This is a genomic window from Micromonospora sp. CPCC 205539, from assembly GCF_036906815.1.
GTDB lineage: Bacteria > Actinomycetota > Actinomycetes > Mycobacteriales > Micromonosporaceae > Micromonospora.
Genome location: NZ_JBAKHW010000004.1, coordinates 379,368 through 398,011, shown reverse-complemented (window position 1 = coordinate 398,011; position 18,644 = coordinate 379,368). Strand labels below are relative to the sequence as shown.

The 18,644-nt window shown below is 72.7% G+C and carries 15 protein-coding genes and 1 pseudogene; 9 read left to right on the top strand and 7 right to left on the bottom strand.

Annotated elements, in window-relative coordinates; genetic code table 11:
• Nucleotides 1-2: 2 nt before the first annotated feature.
• The 3 genes from V6V47_RS06185 to V6V47_RS06175 all read left to right on the top strand — a co-directional run bounded on the left by V6V47_RS06185 (nucleotide 3) and on the right by V6V47_RS06175 (nucleotide 4,762).
• Nucleotides 3-254, top strand: a complete 252-nt coding sequence (locus tag V6V47_RS06185) for a MoaD/ThiS family protein (RefSeq protein WP_334626999.1) — start codon at nucleotides 3-5, stop codon at nucleotides 252-254.
• A gap of 13 nt (nucleotides 255-267) precedes the next feature.
• Nucleotides 268-1,512, top strand: coding sequence for a metallophosphoesterase (locus V6V47_RS06180; protein ID WP_334626998.1), 1,245 nt, complete (start codon nucleotides 268-270; stop codon nucleotides 1,510-1,512).
• Between the two features lie 61 nt (nucleotides 1,513-1,573).
• A complete protein-coding gene (locus V6V47_RS06175; protein WP_334626997.1) occupies nucleotides 1,574-4,762 on the top strand; it encodes a UvrD-helicase domain-containing protein in 3,189 nt (1,062 codons plus the stop codon).
• A 39-nt stretch (nucleotides 4,763-4,801) separates the two neighbouring features.
• On the opposite strand, the gene V6V47_RS06170 is transcribed toward V6V47_RS06175, so the two are convergent.
• On the bottom strand, nucleotides 4,802-5,455 hold the full coding sequence (locus V6V47_RS06170) for a prepilin peptidase (protein WP_334626995.1): 654 nt from the start codon (nucleotides 5,453-5,455) through the stop codon (nucleotides 4,802-4,804).
• A 10-nt stretch (nucleotides 5,456-5,465) separates the two neighbouring features.
• A complete protein-coding gene (locus V6V47_RS06165; RefSeq protein WP_334626994.1) occupies nucleotides 5,466-6,470 on the bottom strand; it encodes an EamA family transporter in 1,005 nt (334 codons plus the stop codon).
• A gap of 370 nt (nucleotides 6,471-6,840) precedes the next feature.
• On the opposite strand from V6V47_RS06165, the pseudogene V6V47_RS06160 reads away from it, so the two are divergent.
• From V6V47_RS06160 to V6V47_RS06150, 3 genes and pseudogenes are all read left to right on the top strand, one after another.
• Nucleotides 6,841-7,326, top strand: a pseudogene (locus V6V47_RS06160) (LppU/SCO3897 family protein); the annotation flags it as partial.
• A gap of 503 nt (nucleotides 7,327-7,829) precedes the next feature.
• Nucleotides 7,830-8,246 (top strand): LppU/SCO3897 family protein, encoded by a 417-nt coding sequence (locus V6V47_RS06155; RefSeq protein ID WP_334627080.1) that lies wholly within the window; start codon nucleotides 7,830-7,832, stop codon nucleotides 8,244-8,246.
• A 141-nt stretch (nucleotides 8,247-8,387) separates the two neighbouring features.
• Nucleotides 8,388-9,629, top strand: coding sequence for an ATP-binding protein (locus V6V47_RS06150; RefSeq protein ID WP_334626992.1), 1,242 nt, complete (start codon nucleotides 8,388-8,390; stop codon nucleotides 9,627-9,629).
• A 33-nt stretch (nucleotides 9,630-9,662) separates the two neighbouring features.
• On the opposite strand, the gene V6V47_RS06145 is transcribed toward V6V47_RS06150, so the two are convergent.
• A complete protein-coding gene (locus V6V47_RS06145; protein ID WP_334626991.1) occupies nucleotides 9,663-10,211 on the bottom strand; it encodes a GNAT family N-acetyltransferase in 549 nt (182 codons plus the stop codon).
• 134 nt (nucleotides 10,212-10,345) lie between these two features.
• Between V6V47_RS06145 and V6V47_RS06140 the strand changes: the two genes are divergently transcribed.
• Nucleotides 10,346-10,891 carry a DoxX family protein gene (locus tag V6V47_RS06140; RefSeq protein WP_334626989.1) on the top strand — a complete coding sequence of 182 codons (546 nt, stop codon included), beginning with the start codon at nucleotides 10,346-10,348 and terminating at the stop codon, nucleotides 10,889-10,891.
• Between the two features lie 215 nt (nucleotides 10,892-11,106).
• Complete coding sequence (locus V6V47_RS06135) at nucleotides 11,107-12,552, top strand: glycosyltransferase 87 family protein (protein WP_334626988.1); 1,446 nt, start codon at nucleotides 11,107-11,109, stop codon at nucleotides 12,550-12,552.
• 5 nt (nucleotides 12,553-12,557) lie between these two features.
• Here the strand turns inward: V6V47_RS06135 and V6V47_RS06130 are convergent, their stop codons facing one another.
• From V6V47_RS06130 to moaC, 4 genes are read right to left on the bottom strand one after another with little or no spacing between them, the layout of a single operon-like run.
• Complete coding sequence (locus V6V47_RS06130) at nucleotides 12,558-12,986, bottom strand: molybdenum cofactor biosynthesis protein MoaE (protein WP_334626987.1); 429 nt, start codon at nucleotides 12,984-12,986, stop codon at nucleotides 12,558-12,560.
• Nucleotides 12,983-14,239 (bottom strand): molybdopterin molybdotransferase MoeA, encoded by a 1,257-nt coding sequence (locus tag V6V47_RS06125; RefSeq protein ID WP_334626986.1) that lies wholly within the window; start codon nucleotides 14,237-14,239, stop codon nucleotides 12,983-12,985. Before V6V47_RS06125 ends, V6V47_RS06130 begins: the two co-directional genes overlap by 4 nt.
• Before the next feature lie 52 nt (nucleotides 14,240-14,291).
• Entirely contained in the window at nucleotides 14,292-14,762 is a 471-nt protein-coding gene (locus V6V47_RS06120) for a MogA/MoaB family molybdenum cofactor biosynthesis protein (RefSeq protein WP_334626985.1), read from the bottom strand.
• The gene (gene moaC, locus V6V47_RS06115; RefSeq protein ID WP_334626984.1) at nucleotides 14,759-15,250 is read right to left on the bottom strand and encodes a cyclic pyranopterin monophosphate synthase MoaC; all 492 of its coding nucleotides are present in this window, start codon (nucleotides 15,248-15,250) and stop codon (nucleotides 14,759-14,761) included. The genes V6V47_RS06120 and moaC overlap by 4 nt, the downstream gene beginning before the upstream one ends.
• 852 nt (nucleotides 15,251-16,102) lie before the next feature.
• On the opposite strand from moaC, the gene V6V47_RS06110 reads away from it, so the two are divergent.
• Nucleotides 16,103-18,631 (top strand): putative bifunctional diguanylate cyclase/phosphodiesterase, encoded by a 2,529-nt coding sequence (locus tag V6V47_RS06110; protein WP_334626983.1) that lies wholly within the window; start codon nucleotides 16,103-16,105, stop codon nucleotides 18,629-18,631.
• Nucleotides 18,632-18,644: the final 13 nt, after the last annotated feature.

The following is an 18,644-nucleotide window of genomic DNA, read 5'->3' as shown; positions in this document are numbered from 1 at the left end:
GCGTGGCCCAGACGCTGACCGTCCGCTACTTCGCCGGTGCGCGCGCCGCCGCCGGCCGCACCGAGGAGATCGTTTCCGCCGACCGGTCGCTCGACGACCTCACCGCCGAGCTGGCCCAGCGACACGGGGAGCGGTTCGCCGCCGTGCTGCGGGTGGCGAGTTTTCTGGTGGACGGCGTGACCTGTCATGATCGTCAGGCATCCCTGCCGGGCGGGGCCACGATCGATGTCCTACCCCCGTTCGCGGGCGGCTGAGGGAGGCAATCAGATGTTGGCGGTTGTGGGGTTCATGGCCGTCCTGGCGCTGATCGCCGGTCTCATCCACTTCTACCTGTGGAAGCGCCTGGTCCGGGACACCACCACGCCGGGCCGCTGGCGGCGGCTCGGCGGGATCGTCGCCCTGGTGTTGGCGCTGCTCGTGCCGGTCACCCTGGCCGGCACCCGATCCGGTCTGTACTGGCTCGCGTGGCCGGGCTACCTCTGGCTCGCGCTGATGTTCTACCTGCTGGTCCTGCTCGCCGTGCTGGAAGTGCCGATGCTGGTCACCCGGCTGGTGCTGCGCCGCCGGCTGACCGCCGCCGAGCCGACCACCGCCGCACCCGAGCCCGTACTGGTCGGTGCCGCCGGGCCGGCCGAGCCGCCGGCCGCGGGTGCCGTCGCGGCGCCGGACCACGATCCGGCCCGCCGGCTGCTCCTGGCCCGGGGGGCGGCCATCTTCGCCGGCCTCACCGCCGCCGGCATCACGGGGTACGGGGTACGCACCGCGCTGGGTCCGCCGCAGCTGGACCGGGTGCAGATCCCGCTCGGCAAGCTCCCACGCAGCATGGACGGCCTGCGCATCGCCACCGTCTCCGACATCCACCTCGGTCCGCTGCGGGGCCGGTCGCACACCGAGCGGATCGTCGCCGCGATCAACCGGCTCGACGCGGATCTGGTGGCGGTCGTCGGCGACCTGGTGGACGGCTCGGTCGCCGAACTCGGCCCGGCTGCCGCGCCGCTGCGCGACCTGCGCTCCCGGTACGGCAGCTTCTTCGTCACCGGCAACCACGAGTACTACTCCGGCGTCGAGGAGTGGGTCCAGGAGGTGGACCGGCTCGGGCTGCGGGTGCTCCAGAACCAGCGGCAGGAGATCCAGGCCCGGGGCGGAGTGCTCGACCTGGCCGGCGTGAACGACCTGTCGGGAACGGGCACCGGCCTCGCCGCCGGTCCGGACTTCGCCGCCGCCCTCGGCGACCGCGACCCGAGTCGGCCGGTCGTACTGCTCGCGCACCAGCCGGTGGCGGCGAAGGAGGCGGCCAGGTACGGCGTCGACCTGCAACTGTCCGGGCACACTCACGGCGGGCAGATGGTGCCGTTCAACCTCGCTGTCCGGCTGGAACAGCCGGTGGTCAGTGGCCTCGGCGAGGTGGACGGCACCAAGGTGTACGTGACCAACGGCGCCGGTTTCTGGGGCCCACCGGTCCGGGTCGGAGCCGAGCCGCAGATCACCCTGGTCGAGCTGCGCTCGGCATAGCGGAGGTCACGTCCGCGCGTGGCGGCGGGTCGCCCGCGCGGCAGCCGTGACAGGATGCGGCGTGCCCCCGTTCAGCGCCGTACCCCCCGGTGGCCTCCCGCCATTCGTCGCGGACCTGCACATCCACTCGAAATACTCGCGCGCGTGCAGTCGCGATCTCACCCTGCCGAACCTCGCGTGGGGCGCCCGGCGCAAGGGCATCGCCCTGCTCGGTACCGGAGACTTCACCCATCCCGCCTGGTACGACCACCTGCGGGAGACGCTGCGTCCGGCCGAACCGGGGCTCTACCGGCTCGACCCGGAACTGGAGCGGGACGTCGCCCGCCGGCTGCCGCCCCGGCTGGTCAGCACCGCCGAGGCGGACCCGGTCCGGTTCATGCTGAGCGTCGAGATCTCCACCATCTACAAGCGGGACGACCGCACCCGCAAGGTGCATCACCTGATCTACCTACCCGACCTGGACGCGGTGGCCCGGTTCAACGCCGCGCTCGGTCGAATCGGCAACCTCGGCTCCGACGGCCGACCGATCCTCGGCCTGGACTCCCGGGACCTGCTGGAGATCACCCTGGAGGCGAGCCCGGACGGCTACCTGGTCCCGGCGCACATCTGGACGCCGTGGTTCTCCGCGCTGGGCTCGAAGTCGGGCTTCGACGCGATCGCCGACTGCTACGCCGATCTGGCGGAGCACATCTTCGCCGTGGAGACCGGTCTCTCCTCCGATCCGGCGATGAACTGGCGGGTCGGCAGCCTCGACCGCTACCAGTTGGTCTCCAACTCGGACGCGCACTCGCCGCCGGCGCTCGGCCGGGAGGCGACCGTGCTGGCCACCGAACGGGACTACTTCGCCGTCCGGGAGGCGCTACGGACCGGCGACGGCCTGGCCGGCACCCTCGAATTCTTTCCGGAAGAGGGCAAGTACCACGCGGACGGGCACCGTCTGTGCGGTGTCAACTGGTCGCCCGAACGGACGCGAGCCGCTGGTGGGCAGTGCCCCGAGTGCGGCAAGCCGCTCACCGTGGGCGTCCTCAGTCGCATCGAGGAGTTGGCCGACCGCCCGGAGGGCCACCGCCCGGCGCAGGCCCGGGAGGTCACCCACCTGGTGCAGTTGGCCGAGATCCTCGGCGAGATCAACAAGGTGGGTGCCCGGTCGAAGAAGGTCGAGGGCCGCCTCAACGAGTTGCTCGCCGCTCTCGGCCCCGAGCTGGAGATCCTGACCACGACGCCGTTGGCCGACGTGGCGCAGGCCGGGGGTGAGCTGCTCGCCGAGGGCATCGGGCGGCTGCGGCGCGGCGAGGTACGCCGGGTGCCGGGCTACGACGGCGAGTACGGGGTGATCACCCTCTTCGAGCCGTCCGAGCTGAGCAGCTCCGGCGCTGCGCAGGAGACGCTCTTCGACGTACCGGTGCCCGCGCAGCGGCGACCCACGGAGTCGGCGGCCCGGGCGACGGCCCGGCGCCCGGCGGTCACGAAGGCGGAGCCGAAGCGCAGGACGGCACCGGCACCGGCCCCACCGATCGCACCGCCACCGTCACCGCACGAGCCGTTCGAGCCGATGCTCGCCGGCATGGAGGAGGTCGGCACCGGCCTGCTCGACCGGTTGGACGCGATGCAGCGGGTGGCCGCCTCCGCACCCGGCGGGCCGTTGCTCATCGTGGCCGGCCCGGGCACCGGCAAGACGCGGACGCTGACCCATCGGATCGCGTACCTCTGCGCGGAGCTGAACGTCTTTCCCGAGCACTGCCTGGCCATCACCTTCACCCGCCGGGCAGCCGAGGAGCTGCGACACCGCCTCGACGGTCTGCTCGGCCCGGTCGCCGAGGACGTCACCGTGGGCACCTTCCACGCGCTGGGGCTGACCATCCTGCGGGAGAACGCCGAGGCGGCGGGTCTGCCGGCCGCCTTCCGGATCGCCGACGACACCGAGCGGGCGGCGGCCCGGTCGGAGGCGGGCGACGACCAGGCGAGCTACGTCGCGCTGCTGCGCAAGCAGGACCTGGTCGACCTGGACGAGCTGGTGAGCCTGCCGGTGGAGCTGCTACGCGCCGACCGGCAGTTGGTCGAGCGGTACCGGGACCGCTGGCGGTGGATCTTCGTTGACGAGTACCAGGACGTCGACGCGGTGCAGTACGAGCTGCTGCGGCTGCTCAGCCCCGCCGATGGCAACCTCTGCGCAATCGGCGACCCGGACCAGGCGATCTACTCGTTCCGGGGTGCCGACGTCGGTTACTTCCTGCGATTCTCCGCGGACTTCACCGACGCCCGGCTGGTCCGGCTCAACCGCAACTACCGCTCCTCGGCGCCCATCCTGGCCGCCGCCGTGCAGGCCATCGCGCCGTCCTCGCTGGTCCGTGGCCGGCGGCTGGATCCGGCCCGGCTCGACCCGGAGGCGCCGCTGGTCGGCCGCTATCCGGCGGCGTCCGTGGCCGAGGAGGCCGACTTCGTGGTCCGTACCGTCGACGAGCTGGTCGGCGGGCTGTCCCACCGGTCCCTGGACTCGGGTCGGATCGACGGCCGGTCCACGTCGCTGTCGTTCTCCGACATCGCCGTGCTGTACCGCACCGACGCACAGGCCGCGCCGATCGTGGACGCCCTGACCCGGGCCAACATCCCGGTGCAGAAGCGCTCACACGACCGGCTGCGGGACCGGCCCGGGGTGGCGGCCATCGCCCGCGAGCTGCGGCACGCCGACGGGCTGGCCGGCTCGCTCGCCGCCCGGGTGCGGCTGGCCGGCCAGGTGGTCGCCGAACGCTTCGCCGTGCCCACCCTGGACGGCGCCGGCGCAGGGCGTCCCGAGGACGTCCGCTCGGCCGTTGATCTGCTGACCCCGCTGGCCCGGCGCTGCGGCGACGACATGGAGGCGTTCCTGTCGCAGTTGGCCACCGGCGCGGAGGTCGACGCGCTCGACCCGCGGGCGGAGGCGGTCACCCTGCTCACCCTGCACGCGGCGAAGGGCCTGGAGTTTCCGGTCGTCTTCCTGGTCGGTGCCGAGGACGGGCTGCTGCCGCTGCGCTGGCCGGGCTCGACGCCCGACGAGGACGCGGTCGCGGAGGAACGGCGGCTCTTCTTCGTCGGCCTGACCCGCGCTCAGGACCGGCTGTACGTCAGCCACGCCGCCCGCCGCACCCGCCATGGCGCGGAACGCGAGTGCACGCCGTCGCCGTTCCTCGGCTCGATCGACCCGGGCCTCTTCGAGCGGTTCGGCGAGGCCGAGCCGCGCCGCCCAAAGGACCGCCAGCTCCGGTTGATCTGAGGCTGCCTGCGGGGATGCCTCGGGCGTGGCGCGGCCGGATCAGCCGAGAAAGACGCCGAGCCAGGCGCCGGCGAGCAGGGCCGGCCCGAGAGGCAGCAGGGTGTCGCGGCGCACCCGCCGGGTGACGAGCAGCCCGAGCACCAGACCGCCGTGCAGCAGGTGCGGCAGGAGCAGCCCGGCCAGCAGGGCGTCCAGGCCCAACCAGCCGAGCGGCAGACCGAGGACGGCGGCCAGCTTCACGTCCCCGAAGCCCAACCGCGAGCCGGGCAGCAGGGCCAGCAGCACGTGCGCCGCGCCCGCCACTGCCGCACCAACCAGTGCGCCGAGCAGCCGCCCGGGGGTGCCCGCCAGCAACGCCGCACCGGCCAGACCGCCGAGCGCCAGCAGCCCCGCGGCCAGGACCAGCGGGTCGGGCAGCCGCAGGCAGGCGAGGTCGACCCCGGCCAGCACCAGGCCCACCGCCGCCACCGCGAGGAAGACCGGCAGCGCCGGGTCGTCACCCAGCGCGACGGCAAGACCGGCGAAGACCACGGCAGCCACCACCGGACTGGCCCACGCCGACCCGCCGCGCGGTGCCCCCGCTGTCGCCCGTACCTCGGGCTGCGAGGAGCTGAAGCGCCGCGACACCGGGGGTACGACGAGACCGACCAACGCCCCGAGCAGCGCGACCGGCACCAGCGCTGCGGCCGACATGGGCCGGACGCTACCGGCGGTCGCCCGCCCGCACCGTCCCTGATCGCGAGGTCGCGCCTGCGCGGCGAGGACGTTCCGTGCTCACCACCACGGCCACTCCGGCGACGATGACGGCCCCGCCGAGCAGCACCTGCGGGGTGATCGGCTCGGCCACCAACAGCGCTCCGAGGCCCACCGCGACCGCCGGGTTGACGTAGGCGTACGTCGAGACCAGGGAGATCGGCGCGTTCTGCAGCAGCCAGACGTACGCGGTGAAGGCCACCAACGAGCCGGCCACCATGAGGTAGCCCAGCGCGAGCCAGGACCGGGTGCTGACCTCGGCCGGGTGGAAGTCGCGCAGCTCGCCCCGGCCGACGGCGACGCCGGCGAGCACCAACCCGCCGGCCAGCATCTCGTACACCGTGGCGACGAACGGGTCGGCGGGCATCCGGATCCGGCCGGACAGGAACGACCCGACCGACCAGGAGGTGGCCGCCGCGACCACGGTCAACGCCCCGACCAACGGCACCGCGTCCGAGCTGCCGGCGGGCAACACCAGTAGGACCAGGCCGGCGAAGCCCAGGGTGACGCCCACGAACGTCCAGACCGGGGGCCGGTCCCCCGTGCTGGAGCGCAGCAGCACGACGAGCAGCGGCACGGTCGCCACGAGCAGCGCGGCGATCCCGGACGGCACCGCCACGCCGGGCGGACCGGACTCGGCGAGCACCACGAGACCGTTGCCGCCGGCGAGCAGGAGCACACCGACCAGCGCCGCGGAGCCGAGTTGCCGACGGTCCACCCGCAACGCGCCGGGCCCCCGACGCAGTCGCAGCACCGCCGCCAGCACCAGGCCGGCGGCGGCGAACCGGAGAGCGGCCGACGTCAGCGGGGGCAGCGACTCCACGGCGATCCGGATGCCCAGATAGGTGGAGCCCCACAGCAGGTAGACCACGATCAACGCGGTCCAGATCAGAGTTGGCGCGGTGTCGGCGCGACGGCTGGCCGGGCCGACCGCGCTCCGTGGAGATGAGCTCATCGGTGGTCCACGCTACGGTGGCCTCGGAGTCGGCGTCGCGCATTGGTGGCCGGCCTCTCACCACTCGTGCAGGAGGGCGTGCATGACGAACTACGGACCACCGGGTGGCGGCGTCCCGGGACCGTGGCATGGGCAGCGACCCGACGAGACCCGTGGGCCGGCCCAGCAGTCCTACCCGCCTGCGGTCCCGCAGTACCCGCCGACGCCACAGGGACGACCCGGGCCGTACGGTGGCGCGCCCTACGGCGAGGGGCCGTACGGCGGCGAGTCGTACGGACAGCCCGAGGTCGGCCCGGCGTACGGCGGTGAGCCCTACCGGCCCGACCGCGGCCCGTACGGGAGTGAGCCGTACCGACCCGACCAGGGCCCGTACGGCGCTGCTCCCACTCCGGCCCGGGGTGGCCGCGGCCGAGGGCCGCTCATCGCGGTGCTGGCCGTCATCGTGCTGTTGGCGGTGGCCGGTGGCGGCGCGCTCTGGTTCCTGAAGGGGCAGGGCGACCCGGCTCCGACGAGCGCGCCGACCCGATCCGCAGCAGCCGGACAGCCCAACCCGGACGCCACCGGGTCGCCCGACCCGGCACCGAGCGCCGCGGCGCCGGAGTCGTCGGCCGACCCGCGGTTCGTCAAGGTCGGCCAGTGCGTCCGCAACGAGGGCACCGCCGGCGGCAAGCCGAAGCTGCTGATCACCGGCTGCGCCCCGAAGACGTACGAGGTGTTGAACCGGGTCGACGGCGCGACCAGCGGCGAGAAGGACGCCGAGGCGAAATGCGCCAAGGTCGAGGGCTACACCAACTGGTATTTCTTCGACAGCGAGCTGGACACCCTCGACTTCGTCCTCTGCCTCAAGCAGCGCTGACACCCTTCACCCCTGGGGATGACATGACGACCTACGGACCATCGGGCTCCGGGCAGCCGGACGACCCGTACCAGCGTCCGCCGACCGGGCCCGGCGGCCCGCCACCGGTCGACCCGACCCTGCCCCAGTGGGGTCCACCGCCCGCCGGCAACGATCCGACTCAACCCCAGTGGGGCCCACCGCCGACCTCGGGAGCGGCTTACCCGCCGCCCGGCGGTTCCGGCTGGGCGCCACCGCCGCCGTCCAACGCGGGATACCCGCCGCCCGGCGGTTCGGGCTGGGCGCCACCGCCGCCGTCCGACGCGGGCTACCCGCCGCCCGGCGGTTCCGGCTGGGCGCCACCGCCGCCGCCGTACGGGGCCGCCCAGCCACCGCCGCCCGGCCCGTTCCCGCCCGCCGGGCCGATGCCGGGCCAGCCGGCAGCGCCGTGGGGCCCGCCGGCGCCCGGTGGGTACGCGATGCCGCCCGCTCCGCCGGGGAAGAAGACCGGCCGGAAGGTCGCGCTGATCATCGCGCTGGTGGTGGTGCTCCTGCTCTGCCCGTGCCTCGGCCTGGTGGGATGGGCCGTGTGGAAGGCCGCCGACGCCGACAACGAGGCCACACCGCTGCCGTCGGTGAGCGCGCCGGTCCTTCCACCCGTCCTGCCCAGTGACGCCCCGAGCTCGGCCGCACCGAGTCCGAGCGAGGAGGACGAGGAGGAGTTCGCCAAGGGTGACTGCGTGGTCAACGACGGCACCGAGGACAACGCGGCGCTGCGCAAGGTGCCGTGTGCCGCGAACACGTACCAGGTGCTGCTGCGGATCCCGGCGACCACCGACGGCACCCGGTGCAAGACGCTCGCGCCACAGGCCACTGCCAACTACGTGCACGACAACTCGATCGACCTGTTCGACTACGTGCTCTGCCTCAAGAAGCGGTAGCCGGTAGCCGGTAGCCAAAACTAGGGCTGTCTAGCGTGGACGCTAGACAGCCCTAGTTTGTTGTCGACGGTCTCGACACGCCGGTAGCCCCATCTATCCATGTCTAGCCCCGTCGCTAGAGGGCCCGATATTGTTCGATGCGTGGATCCGGTCCGCAACCCGTACGCACCGGGCGCCGGTCAGCGCCCGCCCGAGCTCGCCGGGCGGGGGCGGGAGCTGGACGTCTTCGACATCGTGCTGGAACGCATCGCCCGGGGCCGACCCGAACGCAGCCTGATGCTCACCGGGCTGCGCGGCGTCGGAAAGACCGTCCTGCTCAACACCCTGCGATCACAGGCGATCAACCGGCTCTGGGGCAGCGGCAAGATCGAGGCTCGGCCGGACCAGTCGCTGCGCCGGCCGGTCGCCGCCGCACTGCACATGGCGGTCCGGGAGCTCGCCCCCCGGCACCGGGCGCCCGACCGGATCGACGCGTTCCTCGGCGTCCTCAAGGCCTTCGCCCAGCGTTCCGTTCCGACCGGCCGCGGCGGAGCCGCCCCGAAGCTGCGCGACCGGTGGCAGCCCGGCATCGACGTGCCGGCGGCCAGCGGTCGGGCCGACTCGGGCGACATCGAGATCGACCTGGTCGAGCTGCTCACCGACGCCGCCGCCGTGGCCAGTGACGTGGGCACCGGAATCGCCGTCTTCATCGACGAGATGCAGGACGTCAACCCGGAGGACGTGTCGGCGCTCTGCGCCGCCTGTCACGAGCTCTCCCAGCTCGGCGCACCACTGATCGTCGTCGGCGCGGGCCTGCCGCACCTCCCGGCGGTGCTCAGCGCCGCGAAGTCGTACTCCGAACGGCTGTTCCGCTACCAGCGCATCGACCGGCTCGACCGGATCGCGGCCGACCAGGCACTCTGCGCGCCAGCCGAGCGGGAGGAGGTGGAGTACGAGCAGAAGGCGCTCGACCTGCTCTACGAGAAGTCCGGCGGCTATCCCTACTTCGTCCAGGCGTACGGGAAGGCGACCTGGGATCACGCGCCGCGCTCGCCGATCACCGCCGCCGACGTCCGGGTCGCCGCGCCGGAGGCCGAGGCCGAGCTGGCGGTCGGCTTCTTCGGCTCCCGGTTCGAGCGGGCCACCCCTGCCGAGCGCGAATACATGCGGGCGATGGCCACGCTCTCCCTGGTGGAAGGCGAATCCGGTGGCGTGGTCCGCGACGACATGGACGCGGCGGTGCCGACCGCGGAGATCGCCCGCTCCCTCGCCCGCAAGCCGGCCAGCCTCTCCCCGGCCCGCGACGCTCTGATCAAGAAGGGGCTCATCTACTCCGGTGAGCGCGGCACGGTGGCCTTCACCGTCCCGCACTTCGGCCGGTACCTGCGCACCCAGCCGGCCTGACCGGCACCCGGGGCCCGCGGTGAGTCGGCGCGGTCAGACCCGGGACCAGGGCGGCGGGAAGAGCACCTCGCCGCGCGGCGGCGGCCCCTCCTCGCTGGTGTCGGGTGGCAGGACCAACGCCTGCCAGGGCTCACCGAGGCCGGCCCAAGGGCTGGTCAGGCCCAACTCGCCGGCCGGGCCGAAGCTGAACCGGCGGTAGAAGGCCGGATCGCCGAGGACCACGACGAGCCGTTCGCCCAGCTCGGTGGCGCCGTCCAGGGCGGCCTGCACCACCGCCGTGCCGTGCCCGACCCGCTGTCGGTGTGGCGCGACCGCCACCGGGCCGAGAGCCAGGGCCGGCGCGTCGTCCCCCCGCTCCGGCCGCACCCGCACCCGGGTGAGCAGCGCGTAGCCGACCACCTCGCCGCCGTACTCGGCGACCATGGCCAGCTCCGGCAGCCAGGCGGGGGTGCTGCGCAGGTCGTCGACCAGGCTCACCTCCGGCGGCGTCGCCACGTCCGGCCGGGCGAACGCGGAGGCCAGCACCCGACGCACGGGGCCGGCGTCCGCCGGATCCTCGGGTCGTAGCCGCAGCGTCGTCACCCGCGCGACGTTACCCGTCAGGGCAGGTCCATCAGTGACGGTCGCTCGATTCGGCGTGGCGCGACGTACACGTTCACCGATCCGGATCGGCGGTTGCGGGGGTAGCGGGCGCCGCGAAGGGGTATTACTGATCCATGACGCCCGTACGCTCCCTCGCCCGAGCCATGCTGAGCGGCATCTTCGTGGTCAGCGGGTACCGCAACCTCCGCAACCCCCAGCGGCTGGCCACGGCAGCCAAGCCGGTGACCGACCGGGTCGCGCCGATGCTGCAGCAGGTGCACCCCCGCTTCCCCACCGAGCCCGAATCCATGGTCCGCCTCAACGCCGCGGTCCAGCTGGGCGCCGGCCTGATGTTGGCGACCGGGCGGCTGAGCCGGCCCGCTGCGCTGGTTCTCGCCGGCACACTGGTGCCGGTGACCATCGCCGGGCATCCCTTCTGGAATAACGACGACCCGGCCGCCCGGAACAACAACCAGATCCACGCGCTGAAGAACCTGGGCCTCCTCGGCGGTCTGCTGCTCGCCGCGGCGGACACCGAAGGCAAGCCGGGTCTGCGCTGGCGGACCGGTCATCGCATCGGTCACTCTCGACGTTCCATGCAGCGAGCCGTCCGGACCGCCCGTCGGGAGGCCCGCATCGCGGTCCGCTCGGCCTCCACCGCCCGGCGACTCCCGGGCTGACCTGCATCAATACGCCCTCGCGACACCCCCACCCCCCGCTAAGGCCGCGAATTACCTGAACCACCCGGTAGGCGTTAACGCGGTGGAAATGTCAAAAACATGTGTGGGATCGGACACGGTCCCATAACGCGGGAGGCACTGACGTGAGGCGCCGTTCTAGGCTCCGTGCAGGACCTGGACGGGTAGGACGAATCTGGTATGGGGGTGGCCACGCCATGCCGACGACTGTCGGTAGACGGGCGGACCGCCTCGCCCAAATCGAACGCGTGACGCGTGGAATCGATCGCAGGAAAGTCGTACGGGGTGCCATCGTGGCCGCCGTCGCCTACGCCGCATGGCTAGCGATCGGCGCGTTCGGGCGGCCGTACAACTTCTTCGACATGAAGATCTACCACGGCGCGGTGGTGTGGTGGGCGAGCGGTCACGAGCTCTATGAGTTCATCGCGCCCGGCACCACGCTCGGCTTCACCTACCCACCGTTCGCCGGCCTGGTCATGCTGCCGATGGCGCAGCTGCCGATCGAGTCGGCCGGGATGGTGAACGCCGCCGCCAGCATCGCCGCGCTCGCCCTGGTGCTGGCCGGGCTGCTCCGCCCCATCGTGGACCGGCTGGCCTGGCCGCTGTGGTTCACCGTGGCCGTGGCGGTGCCACTCGCGGTCGCCATCGAGCCCAGCCGGGAGACCCTCGGCTACGGCCAGGTCAATCTCCTGCTGTTCGCGCTGATCATGGCCGATCTGATCGGGCTGCGCTGGCGCTCGCGCCGGGGCACCCACTACGCCGCGACCGACGGCCCCCTGCTGCGCTTCGTCTACGGGGGAGCCTGGGCCGGCGCCGGCATCGGCCTGGCCACCGCGGTCAAGCTCACCCCCGCGCTGTTCATCGCCTACCTGCTGATCACCCGTCAGTGGCGCGTGGCGGGCACCGCCATCGGCACCGCCATCGGCGTGACGGTGGGGACCTTCGCGATCGTGGGCGACGAGTCACGGACCTACTTCGGCAGCGTGCTCTGGCAGACCGAGCGGGTCGGCGCAGCGGACATGACGCCGAACCAGTCGCTCGCCGGCCTGCTGGCCCGGCTGTACGACTCGATCGAGAGCCCCGGCCTGCTCTGGCTCGCCTTCTCGGTGCTCATCCTGGCGCTGGGCCTGTCCCGGGCGGCCAACTCCCGCGCCGACGGTGACGAGCTGACCGCGTTCACGTTGGTCGGTCTGACCGCCAACGTCATCAGCCCGATCTCGTGGACGCACCACCTGGTGTGGGTCATCCCGGCGATCATCGTGCTGGCCGACGCCGCGGTACGCCGACGGGAAGCCAGCCGAGGGCTGCCGCAGCGCACCGGAGCGGGGGCCACGTTCGGGGGACTGCCCGGGCTCAACGGGCTTCGCCCGCCGATCTGGTACCCCACGCTGACCGGGCTCCGGCACGGCGCCGCCGCGATCGGGCTCTACCTGTTGTTCCTGATCTCCCCGATCTGGCCGTACGAGCACCAGCTGCCGGAGATGTCGCACTATCAGGACGGTCTCTTCGGCGCGCTGATGGAAAACTCGCTCGCGCTCGCGCTCATCGTGCTGGTCGCAGCGCTGCCCTGGCGTCCCGGCGCGGAGCCGGCGTTCTACGGCGACCGGCTGGCCCGGGCCGTGGTGGTCAACGGCCGCCGCTGACCCGCTCAGGGGCAGTTGACCCATTCCTCGGTGCCGTCGGCGAACACCTGCCGTTTCCAGATGGGCAGCCGAGCCTTGACCTCGTCCACCAGTCGGGCGCAGGCCGCGAAGGCCGCTCCACGGTGTGCGGTGCTCACCGCGGCGATCAGCGCCACGTCACCGATCGCCAGCGGGCCGATCCGGTGCGAGACCGCGACCGCGAACACCTCGGGCTCGGCGGCGATCTCAGTGGCCACCTCGCGCAGCACCTGCTCGGCGCTCGGGTGCCCCTCGTACTCCAGGCTCACCACCGGACGACCGTGGTCGTGGTCGCGGACCACGCCCTGGAAGGTGACCACCGCGCCGGCCCGCCGGTCGGCGACCGCCGCCTCGTGCGCGGCGAGGTCGAGCCGCCGGGTCGTGATCTCGAAGTAGCTGATCGCCGGCGCGGTCATGACGCCCGCTCCCCGGGCAGCAGCGGCAGCGGAACGATCGGCACCCGGTCGCCCTGCTCGCCGTTGGTGCCCGGTCGGATCACCGCGAACCCGTCCGCACCGGCCAGGCCGCGCAGCATCGCCGAGCCGACGTGTCGGACCGGGAAGGCGGTGCCGGCGGCCCGGTCCAACCGGACCAGTGCCAGGTGCGTGTGGTCGCCGCGACCGGGCACCGCCTCGGCCAACGTGGCCTGCGGCAGCACCGGCATCGGGCGGCCCTGCAGCCCGGCGAGCAGCGGGGCGACCAGCGACACCAGTGCGACGATCGCGGACTGCGGGTTGCCCGGCAGCCCGGCGACGAAGCGGACCCGCCCGTCGGGATCGGCCAGCCGAGCCAGCAGCATCGGGAAACCCGGTCGGACGGCCACCGTGTTGACCACGTAGTCGGCGCCGAGCGCCTCGAGCGTCGGGTGCAGGTGGTCGACGGGGCCGTTCATCGTGCCGCCGGTGGTGCAGACCAGGTCGGCGTTCGCCAACGCCGCGCGCAGGGCCGCCACGTGCGCGGGCAGCGTGTCGGCCACCGGGCCGACCACGTCGGACGGGCGGACCTCGCAGCCGTAGCGGCGTAGCCAGGCGGGCACGGCCGGGCCCAGCGCGTCCCGGATTCGACCGGCCGCGGGCGGCCCCGCGGTGAGCAACTCGTCGCCGAAGACCAGCAGCGCCGCGCGCGGCGCCCGCCGGACCCGCAGCGTGTCGTGCCCGCAGGCGGCGGCCAGGCCGATCACCGCCGGGTCGACCGGCGTGCCGACGGGCAGCAACTCCTCATCCGCGTACGCCTCCTCGCCCGGCTGCCGCCACTCGGGCGTGTCGCGGGGGGTGCCGCTGACCAGGCCGTCGGTGGTCGTCGACTCCTCGATGCGGAGCACGGCGGTGGTGCCCTCGGGCACCATCGCGCCGGTGGCGATCTCGGCGGTCGTGCCGTCCTCGGTGAGCGGCGCCGGGGTGCTGCCGGCCAGCACCCGACCGATGACACGCCACGGCCCGACGCCCCGCACCGCCCAGCCGTCCACGCTGGAGGTGGGGAAGGCCGGCAGATCGGTGCGGGTGGCCAGCGGCTCGGCCAGGGTCAGCCCGTCGGCGTTGACCAGCGGCCGGGCGACGGCGGGAAGCGCGGCGGCCAGGCCGACCGCATAGACCCGGGAGCGCGCCTCCTCCCAGCCGGCTGGCGGGGGCGCGGCGGCCCGCTCGGCGGTGGCTGCGGTTTCCGTGCTCACCGGCCGAGCCTATCCGGGTGGACGGACACACGTCGGGTCTGGGCGCGGACCGTCAGTGGTCTCCGCCGCGAAGTTGATCCACGGTGTGCGCGAGGATCGGCCCGAGCACGGCCAGCCCGTCCCGGGCACCGCCGGTCGAGCCGGGCAGGTTGACCACCAGCATCCGGCCGGCCACCCCGGCCAGACCCCGGGACAGCACCGAGGTGGGCACCCGGTCGCGACTGTGCGCGCGGATCGTCTCGGCGATGCCGGGGATCTCGTAATCCAGCAGTGGGCGGGTCACGTCCGGCGTCCGGTCCGACGGGGTGACCCCGGTGCCACCGCTGGTCAGCACCACGTCGACGCCGTCCGCGAGGGCCATCGTGAGGGCCTCGCCGACCGGCTCACCGTCGGGCACCACCACCGGCTCGTCGACCTGGCAACCCAACTCGCGCAGGCCGGCGACGAGCAGCGGGCCGCTGGTGTCGGCGTAGACGCCGGCCGCAGCCCGGTTGGAGGCGACGATCACCCGAGCCCGGATCATGGCCGGTCCGCCGGTCGGACCCACTCGCCGGTCTTGCCGCCCTCTTTGCGCAGCACCCGGACCGCCTCGACCGAGGCCGCCGGGTCGACCGCCTTGACCATGTCGATCAGGGCGAGACCGGCGACCGCGACCGCGGTGAGCGCCTCCATCTCCACCCCCGTCCGGTCCGCCGTACGGGCGGTGGCGGTGATCTCCACGGTGTCGGCGGTCAGTCGCAGGTCGACGGTGACGCCATGCAGGGCGATCGGGTGGCAGAGCGGGATCAGATCGGGGGTGCGCTTGGCGCCCATGATCCCGGCCAGTCGACCGACCGCCAGCGCGTCACCCTTGGGCAGACCGTCGCGGTGCAGCAGGTCGACGACCTCGGGCGTGGTCCGCATGCGGCCCGCCGCGACGGCGAGCCGGCCACTCACCGGCTTGGCGGAGACATCGACCATGCGGGCCGCGCCAGTGCGGTCGACGTGGCTGAGCTGCGGGGTTTCGGTCACGGCCGTGAGCCTATCGGTGTGGTACGACGGGGGCCGGAAAGGCTCGAAGGTCCGGCGCAGATTGGCGGCCACGCCGCACATTCTTCGACGCCGATCGCGCTGGGCAATCGGGTCGAAACTCATCGACGAGCGTCCACCGCCCCCACTCGACCCGGCGGAAACAACGGGGCATCACGATGACCGCCTGCTTCTTCGGCGTAACGCAGATGCAAAGTGCGCCTGGGCAGTTGCACCGAAAGGCCGCCAAGAACACGTGTCTCCACCGCTCTGCGCGGCAACGGTGCCGATGCATTCGGTCGATCACCGAACGAAGCTTACGAACACCGACCTCGATGGCCCATCACTCCACCTGACCTGGAATGATGGGCCCGGAAGGGACGCACGCCGATCGCCCGATCCGGCCCCGCACTCGGCCGAAGTACGGATGAATCTGCGTGACGCCTTCGTGACACTGAATGCCTCGGCACAGCCGAGGACTCCGGTAGGAGCAATGTGCTCCTACCGCGGGAGATCAGCGCTCCGCTCAGGACTGCGGACAGAAAGTGACAAATCAGTTGTAGCTTGGCTGATGTTGCGCATACCGACATAAATTATTCCTGATCGCCCACGACCTCTCCTACTGTCTGCCTTACCCAAGGAATGGCGCCGGGACGGCGCCCGGGAGCGGAGAGGTGGGGTAGCGATGCGTAGCACCGAGTGGGGCTGAGTCACGCCACGACGGACAGCGGACCATCGATCACTAAGGGGTGTCAGATGCGTAGCACCGAGTGGGGCTGAGTCCTTATCTCCCGAGCGCCACCGAGGTACGCTCCCGGTCAGCGGACACTGACGGTGGGCAACGGGTGAGGTTGAGTGGACCGGACGACGCGTCGTCACAGGCGCACCGACCCACGCCTACTGCCCCTCGTGGGGGCTCTCGTCCTGGCGGCCGCAATCGTCGCCGTCAGCGCCGCAGTCGCCACGGGAAGCGACCTGCCGGACGGGGCGGGGGATGTCTCTACGATCTTCGCACTCGTCCTGATGATCACGCTGGGAGCGGTCGTCAAAGTTCCGCTCCGAATCAGGTCGACCATCTTCTCCTTTGCCTGGGTGGAGACCGCAATCGTCATCGGCCTCGCCCTGGCGCCGGCCCCCTGGGTCATTCTCTGCACGGGCGCGGGTATCGCCTGCGCATCACTGCTGTCCCGACTGACCGCCATCCAGACGGCCTTCGGCATCGCCAAGCACACCCTCGTCGCCGCGGGTGCCACCGGAGTGATCCTGCTCCTCGACAGGCGTTGGCCCCCAGACGGCTTCTGGGATCTCTTCCTCCTACTCGGCGCGGTCTACCTGGTCGCCGCCGTGCTCGACGACCTGCTGGCCATTCCGGTCATCGCCCTCGCCTCCGGCACCCGGATCACCCGACAATTCCGTAACCACCTCGACCTCCGGCTGGCCGGGTTCGCCGTCCGGTTCGTGGTGGCCGTCTTCACCCTGCTCATCCTGCGCGCGGATCCTCGACTGCTGCTCGCCGTCCCGCCCCTGGTCCTGAGCCTGCACCTCGCCTACTCCGCGCGCATCAGGGGCCGCACCGAGCAGCAGGCGTGGCAGCGACTCGCCCGGACCACCGACGCGCTCAACGTGGTGGACCTCGACAACGTCCTCACCACCGCCGTCACCCAGGCCACCGAGTTGTTCTCCGCCGACGAGGTCGAGATCGAGCTCCGCGACGGCGGCCGCACCGTCCGCGGCGGCACCGGCGGCATCACCTTCGACGGCCCGACCGGCACGCCCACCGACGTGGACGGCACCATCGTCCCCACACCGCTCGAAGGGCACGACCGTTCGGTCGACGTCGGCGTGCTGCGGCTGCGCTTCCGCGGCCCGGTGCAGCTGTCCGAGCGCGAGCAGTACACCCTGCGCACCTTCGCCTCCGCCCTCTGCACCGCCGTACGCAACGCCCAGGCGTACGCCGAACTGGCCCGGGTGGCCGACGAGCACGCGTACGCCGCCGCACACGACGCGCTGACCGACCTGGCCAACCGGCGACACCTCCTCGACCAGGGCACCGAGCAGCTCAGCGCCCGACACGCGGACGGCGTCACCGCCCTGGTCCTCATCGACCTCAACCACTTCAAGGAAGTCAACGACACACTCGGCCACGCCGCCGGTGACCAGGTGCTGGTGCAGGTCGCCGGCCGACTGCGCGGCGCCGCACAGGAGGGCGACCTGGTGGCCCGCCTCGGCGGCGACGAGTTCGCCGTACTCCTGCGCGGGCTGCCGGCCCCGGCGGTGGCCGCGCACCGGGCGGAGACGCTGCTCGCCGCACTGCACGAGCCCTTCGAGCTGGACGGCATGCGGATCAGCGTCGAGGCCAGCGGCGGGATCTCCGCCGCACCCGCCACCGGCGGCATGGCCGAGCTGCTGCGCCGCGCCGACGTGGCGATGTACCAGGCCAAGCGGGCCGGTCAACGGATCTCCACGTACGCGCCGTCCCGCGACACCGCGGACCTCGGCCGCCTCACCCTCGGCGGTGAGCTGCCGCGAGCCGTCGCCGACCACGAGTTCATCGTCAACTTCCAACCGATCGTCGACCTGGGCAGCGGTGCCGTGACCAGCGTGGAAGCGCTGGCCCGCTGGCACCACCCCATCCACGGCATGATCGATCCGCTGCGCTTCCTTGAGGCGGTGGAACGCTCGGGGCTGCTACCCGCCTTCGCCGAGGCGATCCTCGACCAGGCGCTGATCGCGGCGGCCGGCTGGCGCGACGCCGGCTTCGACGTCCCGGTCGCGGTCAACGTGTCCCCGCGCAGCCTGCTCGACGCGCGGTTCCCGGGTTCGGTGCTGGCCCGCCTACGCGCTCACGACCTACCCCCGGACCGGCTCGTCCTCGAGCTGACCGAGACGCTGACGCTCAGCCAACTCGACGTGGTCGACCGGGTGCTGAGCCGGCTGCGCGACGAAGGCATCCGGCTCGCACTCGACGACTTCGGCACCGGCTACTCCTCGCTCTCGCTGCTCTCCCGGATCCCGGTCCACGAGCTGAAGATCGATCGCAGCTTCGTGACGACCATGGAGAGTTCCGCGGAAGCCGCCGCCGTCATCCGCTCCACCCTCGACCTGGGCCGCAGCCTCGAGCTGGACGTGGTGGCCGAGGGAGTGGAGAGCGAACCGCAGCGGCGGGCCCTCTGGGAGCTGGGCTGCACCGCCGGCCAGGGGCACCTGTTCGCCCGGCCCATGCCCGCCGGCACCCTCCTCGCCGCGCTGCACCGCGGCGCGGGCGGCCACCCGGGCACCCTCGCACCGCCGCTGCACGACGCCGGCGCGGTGATCCGGCTGACCCAGAGCCGCCGCCAGACCGGCCGGGCCCGCCCCGACCGCCTCCCACACCTCCCCGCCTGACCGGTCGGGCACC

Coding starts and splice junctions, on each gene's coding strand:
- V6V47_RS06140 (WP_334626989.1), top strand. CDS start 10,346: ATGACGCCCGTACGCTCCCTCGCCCGAGCCATGCTGAGCGGCATCTTC.
- V6V47_RS06170 (WP_334626995.1), bottom strand. CDS start 5,455: ATGTCGGCCGCAGCGCTGGTGCCGGTCGCGCTGCTCGGGGCGTTGGTC.
- V6V47_RS06120 (WP_334626985.1), bottom strand. CDS start 14,762: ATGATCCGGGCTCGGGTGATCGTCGCCTCCAACCGGGCTGCGGCCGGC.
- V6V47_RS06135 (WP_334626988.1), top strand. CDS start 11,107: ATGCCGACGACTGTCGGTAGACGGGCGGACCGCCTCGCCCAAATCGAA.
- V6V47_RS06180 (WP_334626998.1), top strand. CDS start 268: ATGTTGGCGGTTGTGGGGTTCATGGCCGTCCTGGCGCTGATCGCCGGT.
- V6V47_RS06165 (WP_334626994.1), bottom strand. CDS start 6,470: ATGAGCTCATCTCCACGGAGCGCGGTCGGCCCGGCCAGCCGTCGCGCC.
- V6V47_RS06130 (WP_334626987.1), bottom strand. CDS start 12,986: ATGACCGCGCCGGCGATCAGCTACTTCGAGATCACGACCCGGCGGCTC.